The organism is Streptomyces sp. A012304, assembly GCF_026008495.1.
Taxonomy (GTDB): domain Bacteria; phylum Actinomycetota; class Actinomycetes; order Streptomycetales; family Streptomycetaceae; genus Streptomyces.
The window spans coordinates 109,344-122,242 of record NZ_BQUN01000057.1 but is presented as its reverse complement, the minus strand read 5'-3'; the positions used below and the strand labels follow the sequence as shown (position 1 = coordinate 122,242).

Here is a 12,899-nt window from a genome sequence, read left to right as displayed (position 1 = left end):
TCATGGCCGGGCCTCCGCATGGTGGCCGGGGGAGCAGGACGGCTCGTCCGGGACGATCGTGGTTCCTTGGCCCTTCTCGGAGAAAAGGCCGTGCAGTACCGCGTGCGGCACCCGTCCGTCGAGGACCTGGGCCCGGCCCACGCCCGCCCGCACGGCCCGCAGGCAGCCCTCCATCTTCGGCACCATGCCGCTCGTGAGCTCCGGAAGCAGATCACCCAACTCCGAGGCCGTCAGCCGCTCGATCACCTCGGTGCTGTGCGGCCAGTCGGCGTACAGCCCCTCGACGTCGGTGAGCACCATGAGCCGGTCGGCGCCGAGGGCGACGGCCAGGGCGGACGCGGCGAGATCCGCGTTGACGTTGTAGACCTGGCCGTCCGTGCCGCGCGCGACCGGAGAGACGACCGGGATGCGCCCCTCGTCCAGCAGCGCCCGTACGGTTTCCGGTGACACGGCCACGATGTCGCCCACGAGACCGATGTCCACGAGCCGCCCGTCCACCTCGGCCGGGCGCCGTACGGCGGTCAGCGTGTGGGCGTCCTCGCCCGACAGGCCCACGGCGAAGGGGCCATGGGCGTTGATCACGCCGACCAGCTCCCGCTGGATCCGCCCCGTCAGGACCATCCGGACCACGTCCATGGTCTCCGGGGTGGTCACCCTCATACCGGCCTCGAAGCGGACCTCGAGGCCGAGCCGGTCGAGCATCGAGCTGATCTGCGGGCCGCCGCCGTGCACCACGACCGGCAGCAGACCGGCGTGCCACAGCTCCACGACATCGCGGGCGAACGCCTCCAGGAGCGCGCCGTCCACCATGGCGTTGCCGCCGAACTTCACGACGACCGTGCGGCCCTGGAGCTCCTCGCGCCAGGGCACCGCCCCGGACGGCGGTTCGTCCTGCGTGACCGGTCGCGCGACTGCGGTACCCATCTGTGTCCCCATCCCGTTCATGAGCTGTAGGCGCTGTTCTCGTGGACGTACTCGGCCGTGAGGTCGTTGGTCCAGATGACCGCCGACCGGTCGCCGGAGCGCAGGTCGACCGTGACGGTGATCCGGCGTCCCGACAGGTCCAGAACGCGGGCGGCCAGAGCGCCCACCTGGGGCTGTACCTCCCCGAGCGTCCGGCCCGCGCTGCTGTGGCCGGTCATGGCGCCGATCTCCACCCCGGGATGCGAGGTGAGCAGACGCAGGATCTCTCCGCCGGCGTAGCCACTGGCTCCGGCCACCGCGACCCGTAGGGCCATGTTCTTCCGTCTCCTGTTGTCAGGGATGTCGTTGCTGGGGATGTCGCCGTCAGGCGTTGCGCGGGACCCGGCCGAGCAGCAGCTCGCGGAGCAGGCCGTCGGTCGTGCAGACCACACCGCTGCGCGCGGACCAGCGAAGTGCCATGAGGTGCTCCTCGGCGGAGAAGTCGGCCACGGCGTCGGCGACGACGAAGGGCTGGATGTCGTTCATGAAGGCGTCCGCCGCCGTGAGCAGGACGCCGAGGTGCGCGTACACCCCGCAGACGATCAGCTGATCGCGACCCCCTTCACGGAGCAGGCGGCCGAGATGGCTACGGAGGAAGGCGTTGGGGCGCACATTGGCCAGCACATGCTCGCCGGGGCGGGGTGTCAGGGGTTCCACGATCGCGGAGTCCTCGGGTTCAACTCCGATGCCCGGACCCCAGACATCGGCCACGAGGCCGCGTCGGCCGGGGGGCTGGGCGGCGGGCTCGGCGCTGAAGACGACCGGCATGCCGAGCGTCCCCGCGAGTTCCCGCAGCGCGGCGATGTTCTCGACGAGTTCCACGACCGGCGATCGTCCCGCCGGATAGCCCCGTACGAAGTGGTTCTGCATGTCGTGGACGAGGAGCGCGGCTCGCGCGGGTTCGACGGTCCAGGAGGCGCACGAGCGGGGGAGGGCGGACCGGGCGGGCATGGGATAGGACTCGATGACAGGCAAGCCCATGGCGGGTACCTCCCCTGATGGTCCGGCTCGTGACCGAGCCCGCGAAATCGGTCTGGCTTGAGTTCTGCTGTGCGAGTCGCCCGCGCGCGAAGCCGGCGAGTGCCCGGGTCGTCGTGGTGTCGCAGGCGATCCAGAGGGAGGAGCCCTCGTCCACGAGACCCGTCAGCGTCAGCGGCTCCTCACCGTCCGTCGCGAGACCGTCACCCCCGCCCGTACGCGGTTGAGTACCGCGGTCGGGGCGATGTCGGTGAACTCCACGTCGTAGCCCTGTCCGGCGGTCGTCAGGGACAGTGAGATCGCGCGCGCCAGGACGGTGCGCGCGTGTTCCGCTGAGGTCGGCCCGGTAGGGGCGACGGTGGCGTGAGTGCTCAACTGGACTCCATGCGGGACAGGGTGAATCGGTGGCCCTCGATCGGACGGCGCACCCGCTCCTGTTGATTGAGGTAAGCCTAACCTTACTTCTCACTCGCGCCCTGCCTAGGCGACGGGGGCGGAACATGACGCACGTCACAGCTCGTGCATGACCGCGGCCCTGGCGACGCACGAACGTCACCAGGGCCGCGGCCCGTTTGTGTTCGCCGTGACGATGGACCTTGCCGCGGGCGGGTGTACCCCCGCTGTTCCCCGGCATGGTGCGGGGCCCTTCGGCCCGGCCAGGCGGTCCGCCGAGCTCGTGGCACGGCTCGGCCTGCTCGGCATCCGCTCCGGGGGCGATTCCTGTCGGGTCACCGACCGGCCGTCAGTGGTGATCGGCGCAGCAGGGTGTGGGGTCGGGGACTTCGAAGGGGGCGAGTGTGCCGCCCGCGGCCGGGAGCAGGGCGAGGGTGAGTTGTCCGTCCTGCCATTCGGGTCGTACGTGGTCGCGGGTGAGCACGGGGATGGCGGGATCGGGTCCTTGGCCGTGCGTGGAGGGCTGCCCGAGCACGGTGATCCGGTCGATGGCGGTCAGGTCGAGCAGGTCGGCCACGGTGACGGTGTCGGTGAGGCGGTCGACGCCCGGATAGAGCACGGCCCGTCCGCTGCGTCGTTCGGCGTGTTCCGCGGCGGCCAGTGCCGCCGTGCGGGCGGACTCCGCCGGCCCGAGCTCCCGGTCGCCCAGGGCCGCACCCAGCTCCGGCCTGTCCATACCGGCGAGTTGCTGCCACGCCGCCGCGGCCGCGCCGGGATCGGTCAGGGCGAGGGAGATGGCCGTGCCTCGGCGTGTGTCGGTGCGGATCAGGTGGGTGCAGGCGATGGTTCCCGGAGGGAGGCCGAGGCCGTCCGCCAGGTGGTGGATGAGGTGGTCGGCGTCGCGCAGGTTCGCGGTGCCGACGTCCACGCCGATGACGGTGCGGACGTCGGCACCGTCGTGCGGTGCGGTCATGCGGGCAGCACCCACATCGGGTTGGAGTAGAACCACAGGTCGAGCCACGGGTCGGCATCCCCGACGACATCGAGGACCGGCCCGGCCGGGTCGACGGCGGCGCCCATCGGGCCGACGCCGGTGCGGTTGCCGTCGGTGCCGCGCAGCCTTACGTACACCGGTTTGTCCACGCGGCCCAGGGAGTACGTCAGGCGGACGGTACCGGTGGACTTGTTCACCTCGAAGGACTTGACGACCTTCGTGTCCGGTGCGGTGAAGACGTCCTTGTCGGTTGCGGGTCCGGTCATGTCGCCCTGGACGACGTCCACGCGGGCCAGGTTGGGGACGAAGCCCGCCCAGTTGGGACCGCCCGCGAGGCTGATGTCGACGACCAGGTCGACCTGGCTGCCGCGGCGCACGTGCAGGGAGCCGCCCAGGGTGACCGCGCGGCTGCCGGAGCGCAGCTGGGCGTTCAGGCCGCTGATGAGCTGGCCGTGGTCGACCCAGATACGGCCGGCGCGGATGCCGTCCATGACGGCGGCGTAGTTGAAGCCGTCGGCGCCGACGTGGGTGCGGCTGTACTGGCCGGGCCAGTAGTCGCCCTGAGTGATGTCGATCTTGCCGCCGTAGACGGGGTCGGTGTGCTTGCCGTTGGCGGTGTAGTCGCTGTCCGGGCCGCCGCGTACGGCGGTGTCGGCGTAGACCTGGTGGGAGTCGGAGTTGGCGGTGATCCACCAGGGCTTGCCCTCGGCGAGGAGGCTGTCCCACAGGCCGCCGACGGTGGCGGTCATCCAGTCGAAGCCGCCCCAGGTGCGGTAGGACTCCAGGGGGTAACCGGGGAAGGAGTTGGCGCTGGGGTTGTTGTCGTAGATGCCGCGGGCCCGGCCCATGCCGAGCGGTGCGGGGATGCCGCCCGCCTGGTGGCCGGGGGCGCCCTCGAAGCCGACGGCGATCTGGCGATCCGCGCCGGTGGCGTCGCGCCAGCCGCGGATCTCGTGCGGGGAGTCGATGCCGCGCCGGGCCGGGTGGTTGGCGAGCATCAGCGCGTCCTTGACCTTGCGGCGCTGGACCTGCTCGGCGAGGAAGTTCAGGCCCGCGATGGCGAGAGCCTCGTTGGCGGGCGTGGAGGCGCCGGCGCCGTTCACGCCGCCGTCGTAGTCGGTCTCGAACTGCTTGAGGACGGAGACCTCGTTCTTGCCGGGATGCACGAAGACGGTGCCGTGCTCGGCCGCCGGGATGTTCCATTCCAGGCCCTGGAAGACGAGGGTGTCCTCGTACGCGGCGCGGGCCTCGCGGATGTCGGGGTTGACCTTCTCGACGCCGATCCTGGAGTGGGTGGCGTTACCGTGGTCGGTGATGACCAGCCAGTCCATGCCGTGCTTGGCGCCCTGGCGGACCTGGTCGATGACGCGGTACTTGCCGTCGTTGCTGTACTGGGTGTGGATGTGGTGGTCGCCGGCCAGCCACAGGTACCCGCCGGAGCGCGAGCTGTGCGATGCGGCCATCGGGCCGGTCGACGCGGCTGCCTCCCCCGCGCCGCTCAGCACGCCGCCCGCCGCCAGCCCCGCTCCGAGCAGACCGGTGCGCCGCAGCATGGACCGCCGCGACAGCTGGCTCGGCGTCAACTCCTCGTCCGGGACGGAGGTGTCGAGGGCGGGGGGCAGGGACGAGGCGTCCGTGCCCCCATGGTGGTGATGGTGGTGGTGGCCGTGTCCGTGGCCATGGCTCATGTTCAACTCCCGCGAAGGGCAAGGGCATACGTGCTGGGGACGTGCAGAGTGTGAGAAGCCCGGGTGAACAGCGGGAGTCCGGGTGATGCTGTGGCGAAGAACGACGGATGTGCACCCAGGGCAAGCCCCTGACAGGAACGAACGGGCGTCCCGGCCTCATATGTCGTGACCCGATATCGGAGCTGAGAACGTGTGTGCGGGTGTACCGCCGAGGGAGTGGGTCATGAGCAAGCCATCGACCGCCACCGGGCTGCCGGACGAGCCGCGTCGGCGGCTCGGTGTGCCCGACGCCGTGGTGATCGGCCTGGGGTTTGGCACGACCACTACGGCGAACGCCGTAACGAGCTCGTCCTGACCGGCGTCGGTCTGGAGGAATGGCGGTCCGCTGCGCACTGGACGCGGCGCTTCTCACCGACGCCGAGCTGGCGCTCGGCCGGGATGGCTGGAGGGAGTTTCCGGACCCGCTCCTCGGCGGCGTCGAGCCCGGGTGACCCTGCAGTCGTCACCGCCCGTCGGGCGCCCCGGGCAGCTGTACGAGGTTGAGCCGGTACTCCTCTACCTGCGGCAGCCGCTGTCGGGCGAGCCCGGCGAGCATCTCCTGGAGCGAGGCGGACAGCGTGTCGTGCATCGGCCGCGGGAGGCTGCTGAGGGTGTGTGAGGCGAGTACCGTCAGCCCCGGCAGCCACTCGGCGAGCTCGGTCGGGCCGGTGCAGGACCACTGCATCCGCGCGTCCACCTTGCTCAGCGCGTCGTGCTGGTCCTGGGTGGTGACGATGCCGGGGCCGGCGGTGTCCAGGGCCAGCAGGGAGCCGGGGAAGCGGTCGGCGAGGAGCCCGAGGACCTGGCGTACATCTGTTTCGACCAGATAGGGCAGGACGGCTTCGGCGGCGAGGAAGTAAGGGCCGTCGGCCTGCGAGGTCACGGTGTCGACCCAGGCCGCGTCCGTCACCGAAGCGGCGATCGTCATCCGGTGGGGAGTGTCGGTGAAGAAGGAGCGGCGCAGGTCGATCACGTCGGGCAGGTCGAGGTCGAACCAGCGCGTGCGGCCGGTGTCGAGGCGCTCGTACCGTGTGTTGAGCCCGGCTCCGATCTCGACGACCGTGCAGGTGGGGTGGGCGGCGAGGAAGTCCGCGACCCACCGGTCGAACAGGCTGGTGCGCAGCACCGCGCCGGTCAGGCTCGGCAGGTTGTCGAAGCGGGCGAAGTCGTAGTCGATGGAGGCGACGATCTCCTCGGCCCGCGCGTCGCGCAGGACGGCGTCGGGCTTCCGGTTGTCCACCGCGCGCCCGTACAGGGGGATCAGCAGGGTTTCCTGGACCGTGCCCAGGCGTACACCGTGCTCCGTCATACCAGCCTCCCGATTCGGTCCTCGTGTGTACGGGATGTACCGGGCGGGCGGTGCCGTGGCTGCGACCACCGCCCGCCCGGAGTCTCAGGGCCGCGCCACGAGTTCGGGGTGTTCGGGATGCTCGTGGTCGCACGTATCGTCGATGCCGTAGGTGTCCCAGGCGGGGAACGGATCGTCGGTCGGCAGGCTCTCGCCGTCCGCCATCAGACAGTCGGTGAGTGCGGAGTGGAGCGCCTCGGTGTGCAGGTGCGTGCCGATGAAGACCAGTTCCTGCCGTACCGGGCTGTCGGTGTCGTGGGCGGCGGAGGGCTCGAAGCGGGCGACGGAGCCGGCCTGCGACCACAGCCCCGTGACGTGCGGGCGGCTGGCCAGGGTGAAGAAGCCCTTGGAGCGCAGGATGTGCCCGTAGGCGCCGCTGTCCATCTCCGCAGTCACGAACCGCCACAAACGCCCCGGGTGGAAGGGCAGTTCGGAGCGGAAGACAGTGGAGGAGATGCCGTACTCCTCGGTCTCCGGGACGTGGTCGCCATTGAGCTCCATGACCCAGCCGGGGGCCTGCTGGGCGCGCTCCAGGTCGAACAGCCGGGTGCCGAGTACGTCCTTGAGTTCCACGTGTCCGTGCACGGCGGGCACGATCCGGGCCGCCGGGTTGAGGCGGGTGAGCGTCGCCCGCAGCCGCTCGGCGTCGGCGTCGTCGACCAGGTCGAGCTTGTTGAGCACGATGACGTCGGCGAACTCGATCTGGTCCATCAACAGGTCGCTGACGGTGCGCTCGTCGTCCTCGTACTGGTCGAGGCCGCGCTCGACGAGTTCGTCGCCGCTTGCCAGTTCAGGCAGGAAGTTGGCGGCGTCGACGACCGTGACCATGGTGTCCAGACGGGCGAGATCGCCGAGGGTGGCGCCGTCGTCGCGGGCGAAGGCGAAGGTGGCCGCGACCGGCATGGGCTCGGAAATGCCACTGGACTCGATGAGGAGGTAGTCGAACCGCCCTTCCCGGGCCAGCCGGTCCACCTCCACCAGCAGGTCGTCGCGGAGCGTGCAGCAGATGCACCCATTGGTCATCTCGACCAGGCGCTCCTCGGTGCGCGACAGCGCGGCCTCGCCGCCGCGCACGAGCGCCGCGTCGATGTTGACCTCGCTCATGTCGTTGACGATGACCGCGACGCGCAGTCCTTCACGGTTGCCGAGCACGTGATTGAGCAGCGTGGTCTTTCCCGCGCCGAGGAAGCCGGACAGAACGGTGACCGGCAGTCGGTCGTGCGCCATGCCTTTCCCTCTCAGCCTTGGGGGCGCAGCAGCCCGCGCTCGTAGGCCCTGACCAGGTTCTGCGGTACAAGGTGACGCACACCGTCGACCGTGACCGGCACCAGCGTCGGCGTGGCGGCCTTCCACTGGGCACGGCGGTGCCGGGTGTTGCTGCGGGACATCTTCCGCTTGGGGACGGCCATGGTTCTCCTTCTCGGGTGTGCGAGAAGGACGCTACATGAAAATGGATCCCATTACGAATATGGGGGGAACGGCGGATGCACAGCGCCCTCGACCCGAGCTGCCGTTCGGACGGTTCCTCGGCATCACGCGTGGCCAGGTGGTCCTGCTGGTGATCGTGGCCGCAGTCGTTCTGGCGGCGCTGGCCGTGATGGGCCGGCCGCTGCTGTTCGCTTCCGTGGACCCGGAGGTCGCCGCCGGGCGCGGCGTGCCACTGCGCGCCCGCCCTCGGGCGGCGGGGCCGTGCCGACGACGTGGCCATCGGGAGCGTCTTCTCATGGGTGCTGGACCTGGGCGTTTTCTTCCTCACCCTCTGTACCACCACACGCAGCACCGCCGACAGCGGCGCCGGCGTCGAGGTCCTCTTCGGCTCCGTCTTCGGCCTGTCCTCGGCCCGCGCCCGGCTGGCGGCGTGGGTGGCCGCAGGCATCTGTCCGGCGATGCTGCTGCCGGCCCGGCCGCTGCTGTTCGCCGTTCCTCGCGCTGGCGGGCGCCTGCGCGGCCGAGGCCGCTCAGGTGGTCGGCGCGCTGCTGCTGGGCCTGCTGGCCGCGCCCGTCGGCGCTGCCCGGCGTCTGACGAGCAGGCTGTACCGGGGGCCGGCCCTGGCCGTCGGCCTGGCGGTGGGGGAGATGCGGGCGGGCCTTGCCCTCAGTTACGCGGTGCCGGCCCTTCCGCCGAGCTTCGCCGTCGTCTCGACCGCCATCGCCGTCTACGCCATGGCCGTCGTGATACGCCGTCCTCCTCGCCGTGTCGGGCAGGCCCGTCGCTCGCGCATGATGCGACATGAGTATCTGAAGGCGCACAATTGAGATAGCCGTACGGCCCGCTACAGGGCATGCAGTTACGGAGATCGTCATGCATCCTGCAGCTTTCGCCGGTGCCGCCATGGGCCGGCTCACGCATTACGCCGTCTCCGGGCTTGTCGGAGCAGCTCTCGTGCGAGGCGCGTCCAAGGCCGCTCCCAAAGCCAAACCGGCGGCGCGCAAGGCGATGGTCGGCGGCCTCGCCGGAGGGATCGTGGCCGCCCGGTGGCTCGGGTCCGCCGCGGAGGAAGCCCGGCTCAAGGCGGGGGACATGATGGCGGAGGCCCGCTCCTCGCTGGGTGAGGAGGCACCGCCCCCGTCCGCGGTCGACTTCGACGGCCACGAGCACGACCACGAGCACTGATCATGGCTGAGGTCCTGGTCCGTTCCGCCGCCGCGGGCCGCGCGCGGCTGATCGTCCCGTGGCTGAAGGCACGACCGGGCTGCGCGGGACTGGTCGACGACCGGCTCGCCGACCTGCCGGGCTTCCGCGCCCTGCGGATCTTCCCCCGTACGGGAAGCGTCGTCATCTGGGTCAAGTCCGACCAACTGGACGTCGACCGGCTGGTCGACGCGCTGGAAGAGGCACCGCCGCCCTCCGTACCGGAGAAGCGAACCCGCTCCGTGCCCGACTCCTCCACCGGCGAGCTGGCCCGGCTGATCGTGGGCGGGGCCGTGCTCGCCGTGGTGGCAGTGCACCGTCTGGTGTTGCGCCGACCACCCTGGGTCACCGGCGGCCGTTTCGGCTTCCTCGGCGCCGTCACGATCTTCAGCGGGCTGCCGTTCTTCCGCGGTGCACTACGCACCGTGACGGGCCGTCAGCACCCGGGCACGGACACGCTCGTCACCGCCGCGACGGTCATCTCCCTGCTCCTGCGCGAGAACGTGGTCGCCCTCACGGTGCTGTGGCTGCTCAACATCGGCGAGTTCCTCCAGACGATCACACTGCGCCGCACCCGCCGCGCCATCGAGGAACTGCTCAGCATCGGCGAGGACCGGGTCTGGCTCGTCCGCGACGGCGTCGAAGTCGAAGTAGCCCTCGACGACGTCACACCGGGAGACGTGGTCGCCGTCTACGAGCACCACAAGATCCCCGTCGACGGGACCGTCCTGTCGGGCGAAGCACTGGTCGACCAGGCCGCGATCACTGGCGAGGCCCTCCCCGTCTACACCCGGGACGGCTCCGACGTGTACGCCGGCACCATCGTCACCTCCGGCTCCCTCACCGTCCGCGCCACCTCGGTCGGCAGCGACACCACCGTCGGAAGGATCATCAGCCGCGTCGAGGAAGCCCAGGCCGACCGCGCCCCGATCCAGACCGTCGCCACCCGCTTCACCCGGCGCTTCGTCCCCGTATCACTCGCCCTGGCGACCGGCACGTACGTACTCACCCGGGACGCCCGGCGTGCGATGACGATGCTGCTGGTCGCCTGCCCGTGCGCAGCCGGCCTGGCCACACCCACCGCCATCAGCGCGGCCATCGGCAACGGCGCACGCCACGGCACCCTGATCAAGGGCGGCACCCACCTGGAGGGCGTGGGCCGGGTCACCGCCGTCGTCTTCGACAAGACCGGCACACTCACCTTCGGCCGCCCGCTCGTCACCAGCGTCGTCGCGCTCCACGGCGACTACACCGCCGACGACGTCCTCAGCCTGGCCGCCTCCGGCGAACTGCACGCCCGCCACCCCCTGGCCCAGGCCATCGTCACCCGCACCGAGGAACAGCACCTCCACATCCCCATCCACCAGGCATGCGAGGTCGTCCTCGGCATGGGCATGCGCGCCGAACTCGACGGCACCCGCCTCCTGGTCGGCAGCCCCGCCCTGCTACGCCGGCACGGACTCGAACTTACCCCGGTGGCCCAGGAATGGACCGAACAACTGCGCCGCCAGGGCGAGACCGTCATCTGCCTCGCACACGACGAGGACCTCATCGGCATGCTCGGCGTCTCCGATGCAGTGCGCGCCGGAGCCGGCACGGTCATCCAGCAACTACGCGACCTCGGCGTCCAGCGCATCATCCTGCTGACCGGCGACGCCCCTGAAACCGCCCAAGTCGTCGCCGACGCCCTGGACATCGCCGAGGTCCACGCCCACGCCCTGCCCGAAGCCAAGCTCCAGTTGATCCGGGACCTCCAGGAGGAAGGCCACATGGTGGCCATGGTCGGCGACGGCACCAACGACGCCCCCGCCCTTGCGCTGGCCGACGTCGGCATCGCCATGGGCGAGCACTCCTCCCACGTCGCCCTGGAGACCGCCGACATCGCCCTCGCCGGCAACGACCTCCGCCAGGTCGCTGCCGTCGTCGAACTCAGCCGCCACACCTTGCGCGTCGTACGGCAGAACTACGGCCTCGCCATCGGCGTCAACCTCGCCGGCCTCCTTGCCAGCGCGGGCGGCTCCCTCAACCCTGTCGCCGCCGCCCTGCTGCACAACACCAGCAGCATCGCTGTTGTCGGCAATTCCGCCCGCCTGGTCAACCACACACCCCATCTGCCTGCCGAGGCCGGGCCCTTGCGGGCCACCCCGCTCGAGGAGACACGCGTGCGCTGACGGACCTGTACATGGTGCTGAGCGTCGGCCTGCTCAGCCTGCTCAACCAGGTGCTCCTGGACCGCTGGTGCGACCGCACACTCCACTGGGACGACGTCTCGCCCAAGCAGCCGGCGAGGCCCGCCTCGGCGACCTGGACCTGACCACCGTCGACGAACGCACCCTCGCCCGGACCGTACATCACGGCCACCCGGTCGGCGATGCGTTCGGCGGCCGTGAGGTCGTGGGTGGAGCGTCATGGACCTCACACCGTTATTGCTGATTGAGCGTTGTTGCATCCTAGTTGCAACTAGCTACCCGGGTGGCGCCAGGGTCAGTCCGTCGCGGCGCGCTCGCCTGCGTGACCAGGCCCGGCGGTGCCGGCGCGAACGCTGGGCATCAGGGCAAGGCTGCCTCCATAGCGGGGGCCACTTCTGTGAACCCTCCGTCCTGTGCGACCCGTCCGCGATGTTCGGCCCGGTCGCCTCCATGCCCACCGCATGGTCGTGTCGGCACGCACCGGCGCCCCCTGGTACATGTGTTCTGACCGCCTGCGGAGGAGAGGACACCTCCTCCTCCGACACGAAGGCCAAGAACGCGCCGAACACCAAGGCCGTAGCGGTCAAGGACCCGCTGGTCGCCACCTTCGACGGCGGCTGTACGTCCTGGACGGCGAACCCTGAAGCCGGCCAACACGATCGAACTGCCCGGCTTCAACCGCCTCAACCCCGCCGGCGACGACTCCCACGTCATCGTCTCCACCGACGCCGGCTTCCGCCTCCTGAACGCCACCGAGCAGACCTTCACCGGCATCGAGTACAAGGGCGCCAAGCCCGGCCACGTCGTCCAGCACGCCGGCAAGACGGTCCTGTTCACCGACGGCACCGGCGAGGTCAACGTCTTCCACCCCGCCGACCTCAAGGGCATTCGTCTGGCCGGCGGAGCACGCGCCGGCTCAACTACGGCGGCGACCGGCAGGCGAACGCCGCCCTGCACCGCGTCGTGTTCACCCGGCTGCGCCACGACCCACGCACCCAGGCGTACTACGAACGCCGAACCCAGGAGGGCAAGACCCGTCGTGAGATCATCCGATGCCTCAAGCGATATGCCGCCCGAGAGGTCTTCAGGTCAGGACGGCGTCCAGCGCCCCTCGTTATAGGGGCGTCTGTGAGAGCGGCACTCGATGAGAAGCCTCGCGGGTGCGGCCTGGCGGGGCTTGCGAGCAGGTGGGTTCCAGCGCCGGCGCGGGCGCCGTTGCACTAGGTTGTCCTCTTGGGAGCCACCCGAAGCGAAGACACGCGACGGCACGCGTTATACGGCCGATGCGCAACACGCGCCCCAGGGACTTGGTGCGATCAACCACGACACATCCGTTTGCTGTCGCAAAGTCCAGCGTCTCCTGATGCGGCTCACGAGGCCGGCCTGAAGCCGTCCTGTACAGGCTGGCCCTCGCTGCGGCAGGCCCAGGGGGGAGCAGCGGTTGACCACTCCGTTCTCAGGCTCCTCGGCAGCGGTTCGGGCGTCTGAGTTGCCGTCGGCGTGCGGCCGATGCGGCGGCAGTGACTTGGTCGATCGGGGCCTGGCAGGCGGTTCCCGTTCCCGGCAGCGGTGCAGGAATCCTGCCCGAGCAGCCGACCCGTCGCACGGCGGCACGCCCCGGTGCGAAAGACTCTCCCGATGAGTTCACGTACTTCCCCGGTCAGCCAGCCGATCG

General features: G+C 70.5%; 13 protein-coding genes and 5 pseudogenes. 8 read left to right on the top strand and 10 right to left on the bottom strand.

The annotated features are described in order from the left end of the window. The 7 genes and pseudogenes from argB to ALMP_RS12880 all read right to left on the bottom strand — a co-directional run bounded on the left by argB (nt 1) and on the right by ALMP_RS12880 (nt 5,016). A complete protein-coding gene (argB, locus tag ALMP_RS12905; protein WP_264927195.1) occupies nt 1-924 on the bottom strand; it encodes an acetylglutamate kinase in 924 nt (307 codons plus the stop codon). Nucleotides 925-941: 17 nt separating this feature from the next. Then, a pseudogene (locus ALMP_RS44365) lies at nt 942-1,064 on the bottom strand (bifunctional ornithine acetyltransferase/N-acetylglutamate synthase); the annotation flags it as partial. Further along, a pseudogene (locus ALMP_RS44360) lies at nt 1,062-1,238 on the bottom strand (N-acetyl-gamma-glutamyl-phosphate reductase); the annotation flags it as partial. The pseudogenes ALMP_RS44365 and ALMP_RS44360, both read right to left, overlap by 3 nt. A 49-nt stretch (nt 1,239-1,287) precedes the next feature. Next, nucleotides 1,288-1,944: an isochorismatase family protein gene (locus ALMP_RS12895; RefSeq protein WP_264927190.1), complete on the bottom strand. Its 657-nt coding sequence runs from the start codon at nt 1,942-1,944 to the stop codon at nt 1,288-1,290. A 168-nt stretch (nt 1,945-2,112) separates the two neighbouring features. Beyond that, the gene (locus ALMP_RS12890; RefSeq protein ID WP_264927188.1) at nt 2,113-2,316 is read right to left on the bottom strand and encodes a hypothetical protein; all 204 of its coding nucleotides are present in this window, start codon (nt 2,314-2,316) and stop codon (nt 2,113-2,115) included. Between the two features lie 367 nt (nt 2,317-2,683). Continuing rightward, nucleotides 2,684-3,307 carry a hypothetical protein gene (locus ALMP_RS12885; protein ID WP_264927186.1) on the bottom strand — a complete coding sequence of 208 codons (624 nt, stop codon included), beginning with the start codon at nt 3,305-3,307 and terminating at the stop codon, nt 2,684-2,686. Beyond that, a complete protein-coding gene (locus ALMP_RS12880) occupies nt 3,304-5,016 on the bottom strand; it encodes a PHP domain-containing protein (RefSeq protein ID WP_264927185.1) in 1,713 nt (570 codons plus the stop codon). Before ALMP_RS12880 ends, ALMP_RS12885 begins: the two co-directional genes overlap by 4 nt. Nucleotides 5,017-5,239: 223 nt before the next feature. Here ALMP_RS12880 and ALMP_RS12875 point away from each other — a divergent pair, with 223 nt between their 5' ends. Next, a complete protein-coding gene (locus tag ALMP_RS12875; protein ID WP_264927183.1) occupies nt 5,240-5,371 on the top strand; it encodes a hypothetical protein in 132 nt (43 codons plus the stop codon). Nucleotides 5,372-5,518: 147 nt separating this feature from the next. Here ALMP_RS12875 and ALMP_RS12870 read toward each other — a convergent pair whose 3' ends face one another. From ALMP_RS12870 to rpmF, 3 genes are all read right to left on the bottom strand, one after another. Then, complete coding sequence (locus tag ALMP_RS12870) at nt 5,519-6,364, bottom strand: class I SAM-dependent methyltransferase (RefSeq protein WP_264927181.1); 846 nt, start codon at nt 6,362-6,364, stop codon at nt 5,519-5,521. A gap of 84 nt (nt 6,365-6,448) precedes the next feature. Continuing rightward, entirely contained in the window at nt 6,449-7,630 is a 1,182-nt protein-coding gene (locus ALMP_RS12865; RefSeq protein WP_264927179.1) for a GTP-binding protein, read from the bottom strand. Between the two features lie 11 nt (nt 7,631-7,641). Further along, complete coding sequence (gene rpmF, locus ALMP_RS12860; RefSeq protein ID WP_184901208.1) at nt 7,642-7,812, bottom strand: 50S ribosomal protein L32; 171 nt, start codon at nt 7,810-7,812, stop codon at nt 7,642-7,644. 104 nt (nt 7,813-7,916) lie between these two features. On the opposite strand from rpmF, the pseudogene ALMP_RS44355 reads away from it, so the two are divergent. The 7 genes and pseudogenes from ALMP_RS44355 to ALMP_RS12825 form a co-directional block, all read left to right on the top strand. Then, a pseudogene (locus tag ALMP_RS44355) lies at nt 7,917-8,072 on the top strand (metal ABC transporter permease); the annotation flags it as partial. A 293-nt stretch (nt 8,073-8,365) separates the two neighbouring features. Continuing rightward, nucleotides 8,366-8,659, top strand: coding sequence for a hypothetical protein (locus ALMP_RS12850; RefSeq protein WP_264927176.1), 294 nt, complete (start codon nt 8,366-8,368; stop codon nt 8,657-8,659). Between the two features lie 46 nt (nt 8,660-8,705). Next, nucleotides 8,706-9,017 carry a DUF1490 family protein gene (locus ALMP_RS12845; protein ID WP_264927174.1) on the top strand — a complete coding sequence of 104 codons (312 nt, stop codon included), beginning with the start codon at nt 8,706-8,708 and terminating at the stop codon, nt 9,015-9,017. Nucleotides 9,018-9,019: 2 nt separating this feature from the next. Continuing rightward, nucleotides 9,020-11,206 carry a cation-translocating P-type ATPase gene (locus ALMP_RS12840; protein WP_264927172.1) on the top strand — a complete coding sequence of 729 codons (2,187 nt, stop codon included), beginning with the start codon at nt 9,020-9,022 and terminating at the stop codon, nt 11,204-11,206. Nucleotides 11,207-11,217: 11 nt separating this feature from the next. Further along, nucleotides 11,218-11,349 carry a hypothetical protein gene (locus tag ALMP_RS12835; RefSeq protein ID WP_264927170.1) on the top strand — a complete coding sequence of 44 codons (132 nt, stop codon included), beginning with the start codon at nt 11,218-11,220 and terminating at the stop codon, nt 11,347-11,349. 325 nt (nt 11,350-11,674) lie between these two features. Continuing rightward, a pseudogene (locus ALMP_RS12830) lies at nt 11,675-12,110 on the top strand (hypothetical protein); the annotation flags it as partial. Continuing rightward, nucleotides 12,101-12,310, top strand: a pseudogene (locus tag ALMP_RS12825) (transposase); the annotation flags it as partial. The pseudogenes ALMP_RS12830 and ALMP_RS12825, both read left to right, overlap by 10 nt. Nucleotides 12,311-12,899 lie beyond the last annotated feature (589 nt).

Bases quoted from the DNA above. Each gene is read 5' to 3' on its own strand.
- argB (WP_264927195.1), bottom strand. From the start codon at position 924: ATGGGTACCGCAGTCGCGCGACCGGTCACGCAGGACGAACCGCCGTCC.
- ALMP_RS12895 (WP_264927190.1), bottom strand. From the start codon at position 1,944: ATGGGCTTGCCTGTCATCGAGTCCTATCCCATGCCCGCCCGGTCCGCC.
- ALMP_RS12885 (WP_264927186.1), bottom strand. From the start codon at position 3,307: ATGACCGCACCGCACGACGGTGCCGACGTCCGCACCGTCATCGGCGTG.
- ALMP_RS12880 (WP_264927185.1), bottom strand. From the start codon at position 5,016: ATGAGCCATGGCCACGGACACGGCCACCACCACCATCACCACCATGGG.
- ALMP_RS12875 (WP_264927183.1), top strand. From the start codon at position 5,240: ATGAGCAAGCCATCGACCGCCACCGGGCTGCCGGACGAGCCGCGTCGG.
- ALMP_RS12870 (WP_264927181.1), bottom strand. From the start codon at position 6,364: ATGACGGAGCACGGTGTACGCCTGGGCACGGTCCAGGAAACCCTGCTG.
- ALMP_RS12865 (WP_264927179.1), bottom strand. From the start codon at position 7,630: ATGGCGCACGACCGACTGCCGGTCACCGTTCTGTCCGGCTTCCTCGGC.
- rpmF (WP_184901208.1), bottom strand. From the start codon at position 7,812: ATGGCCGTCCCCAAGCGGAAGATGTCCCGCAGCAACACCCGGCACCGC.
- ALMP_RS12845 (WP_264927174.1), top strand. From the start codon at position 8,706: ATGCATCCTGCAGCTTTCGCCGGTGCCGCCATGGGCCGGCTCACGCAT.
- ALMP_RS12840 (WP_264927172.1), top strand. From the start codon at position 9,020: ATGGCTGAGGTCCTGGTCCGTTCCGCCGCCGCGGGCCGCGCGCGGCTG.
- ALMP_RS12835 (WP_264927170.1), top strand. From the start codon at position 11,218: ATGGTGCTGAGCGTCGGCCTGCTCAGCCTGCTCAACCAGGTGCTCCTG.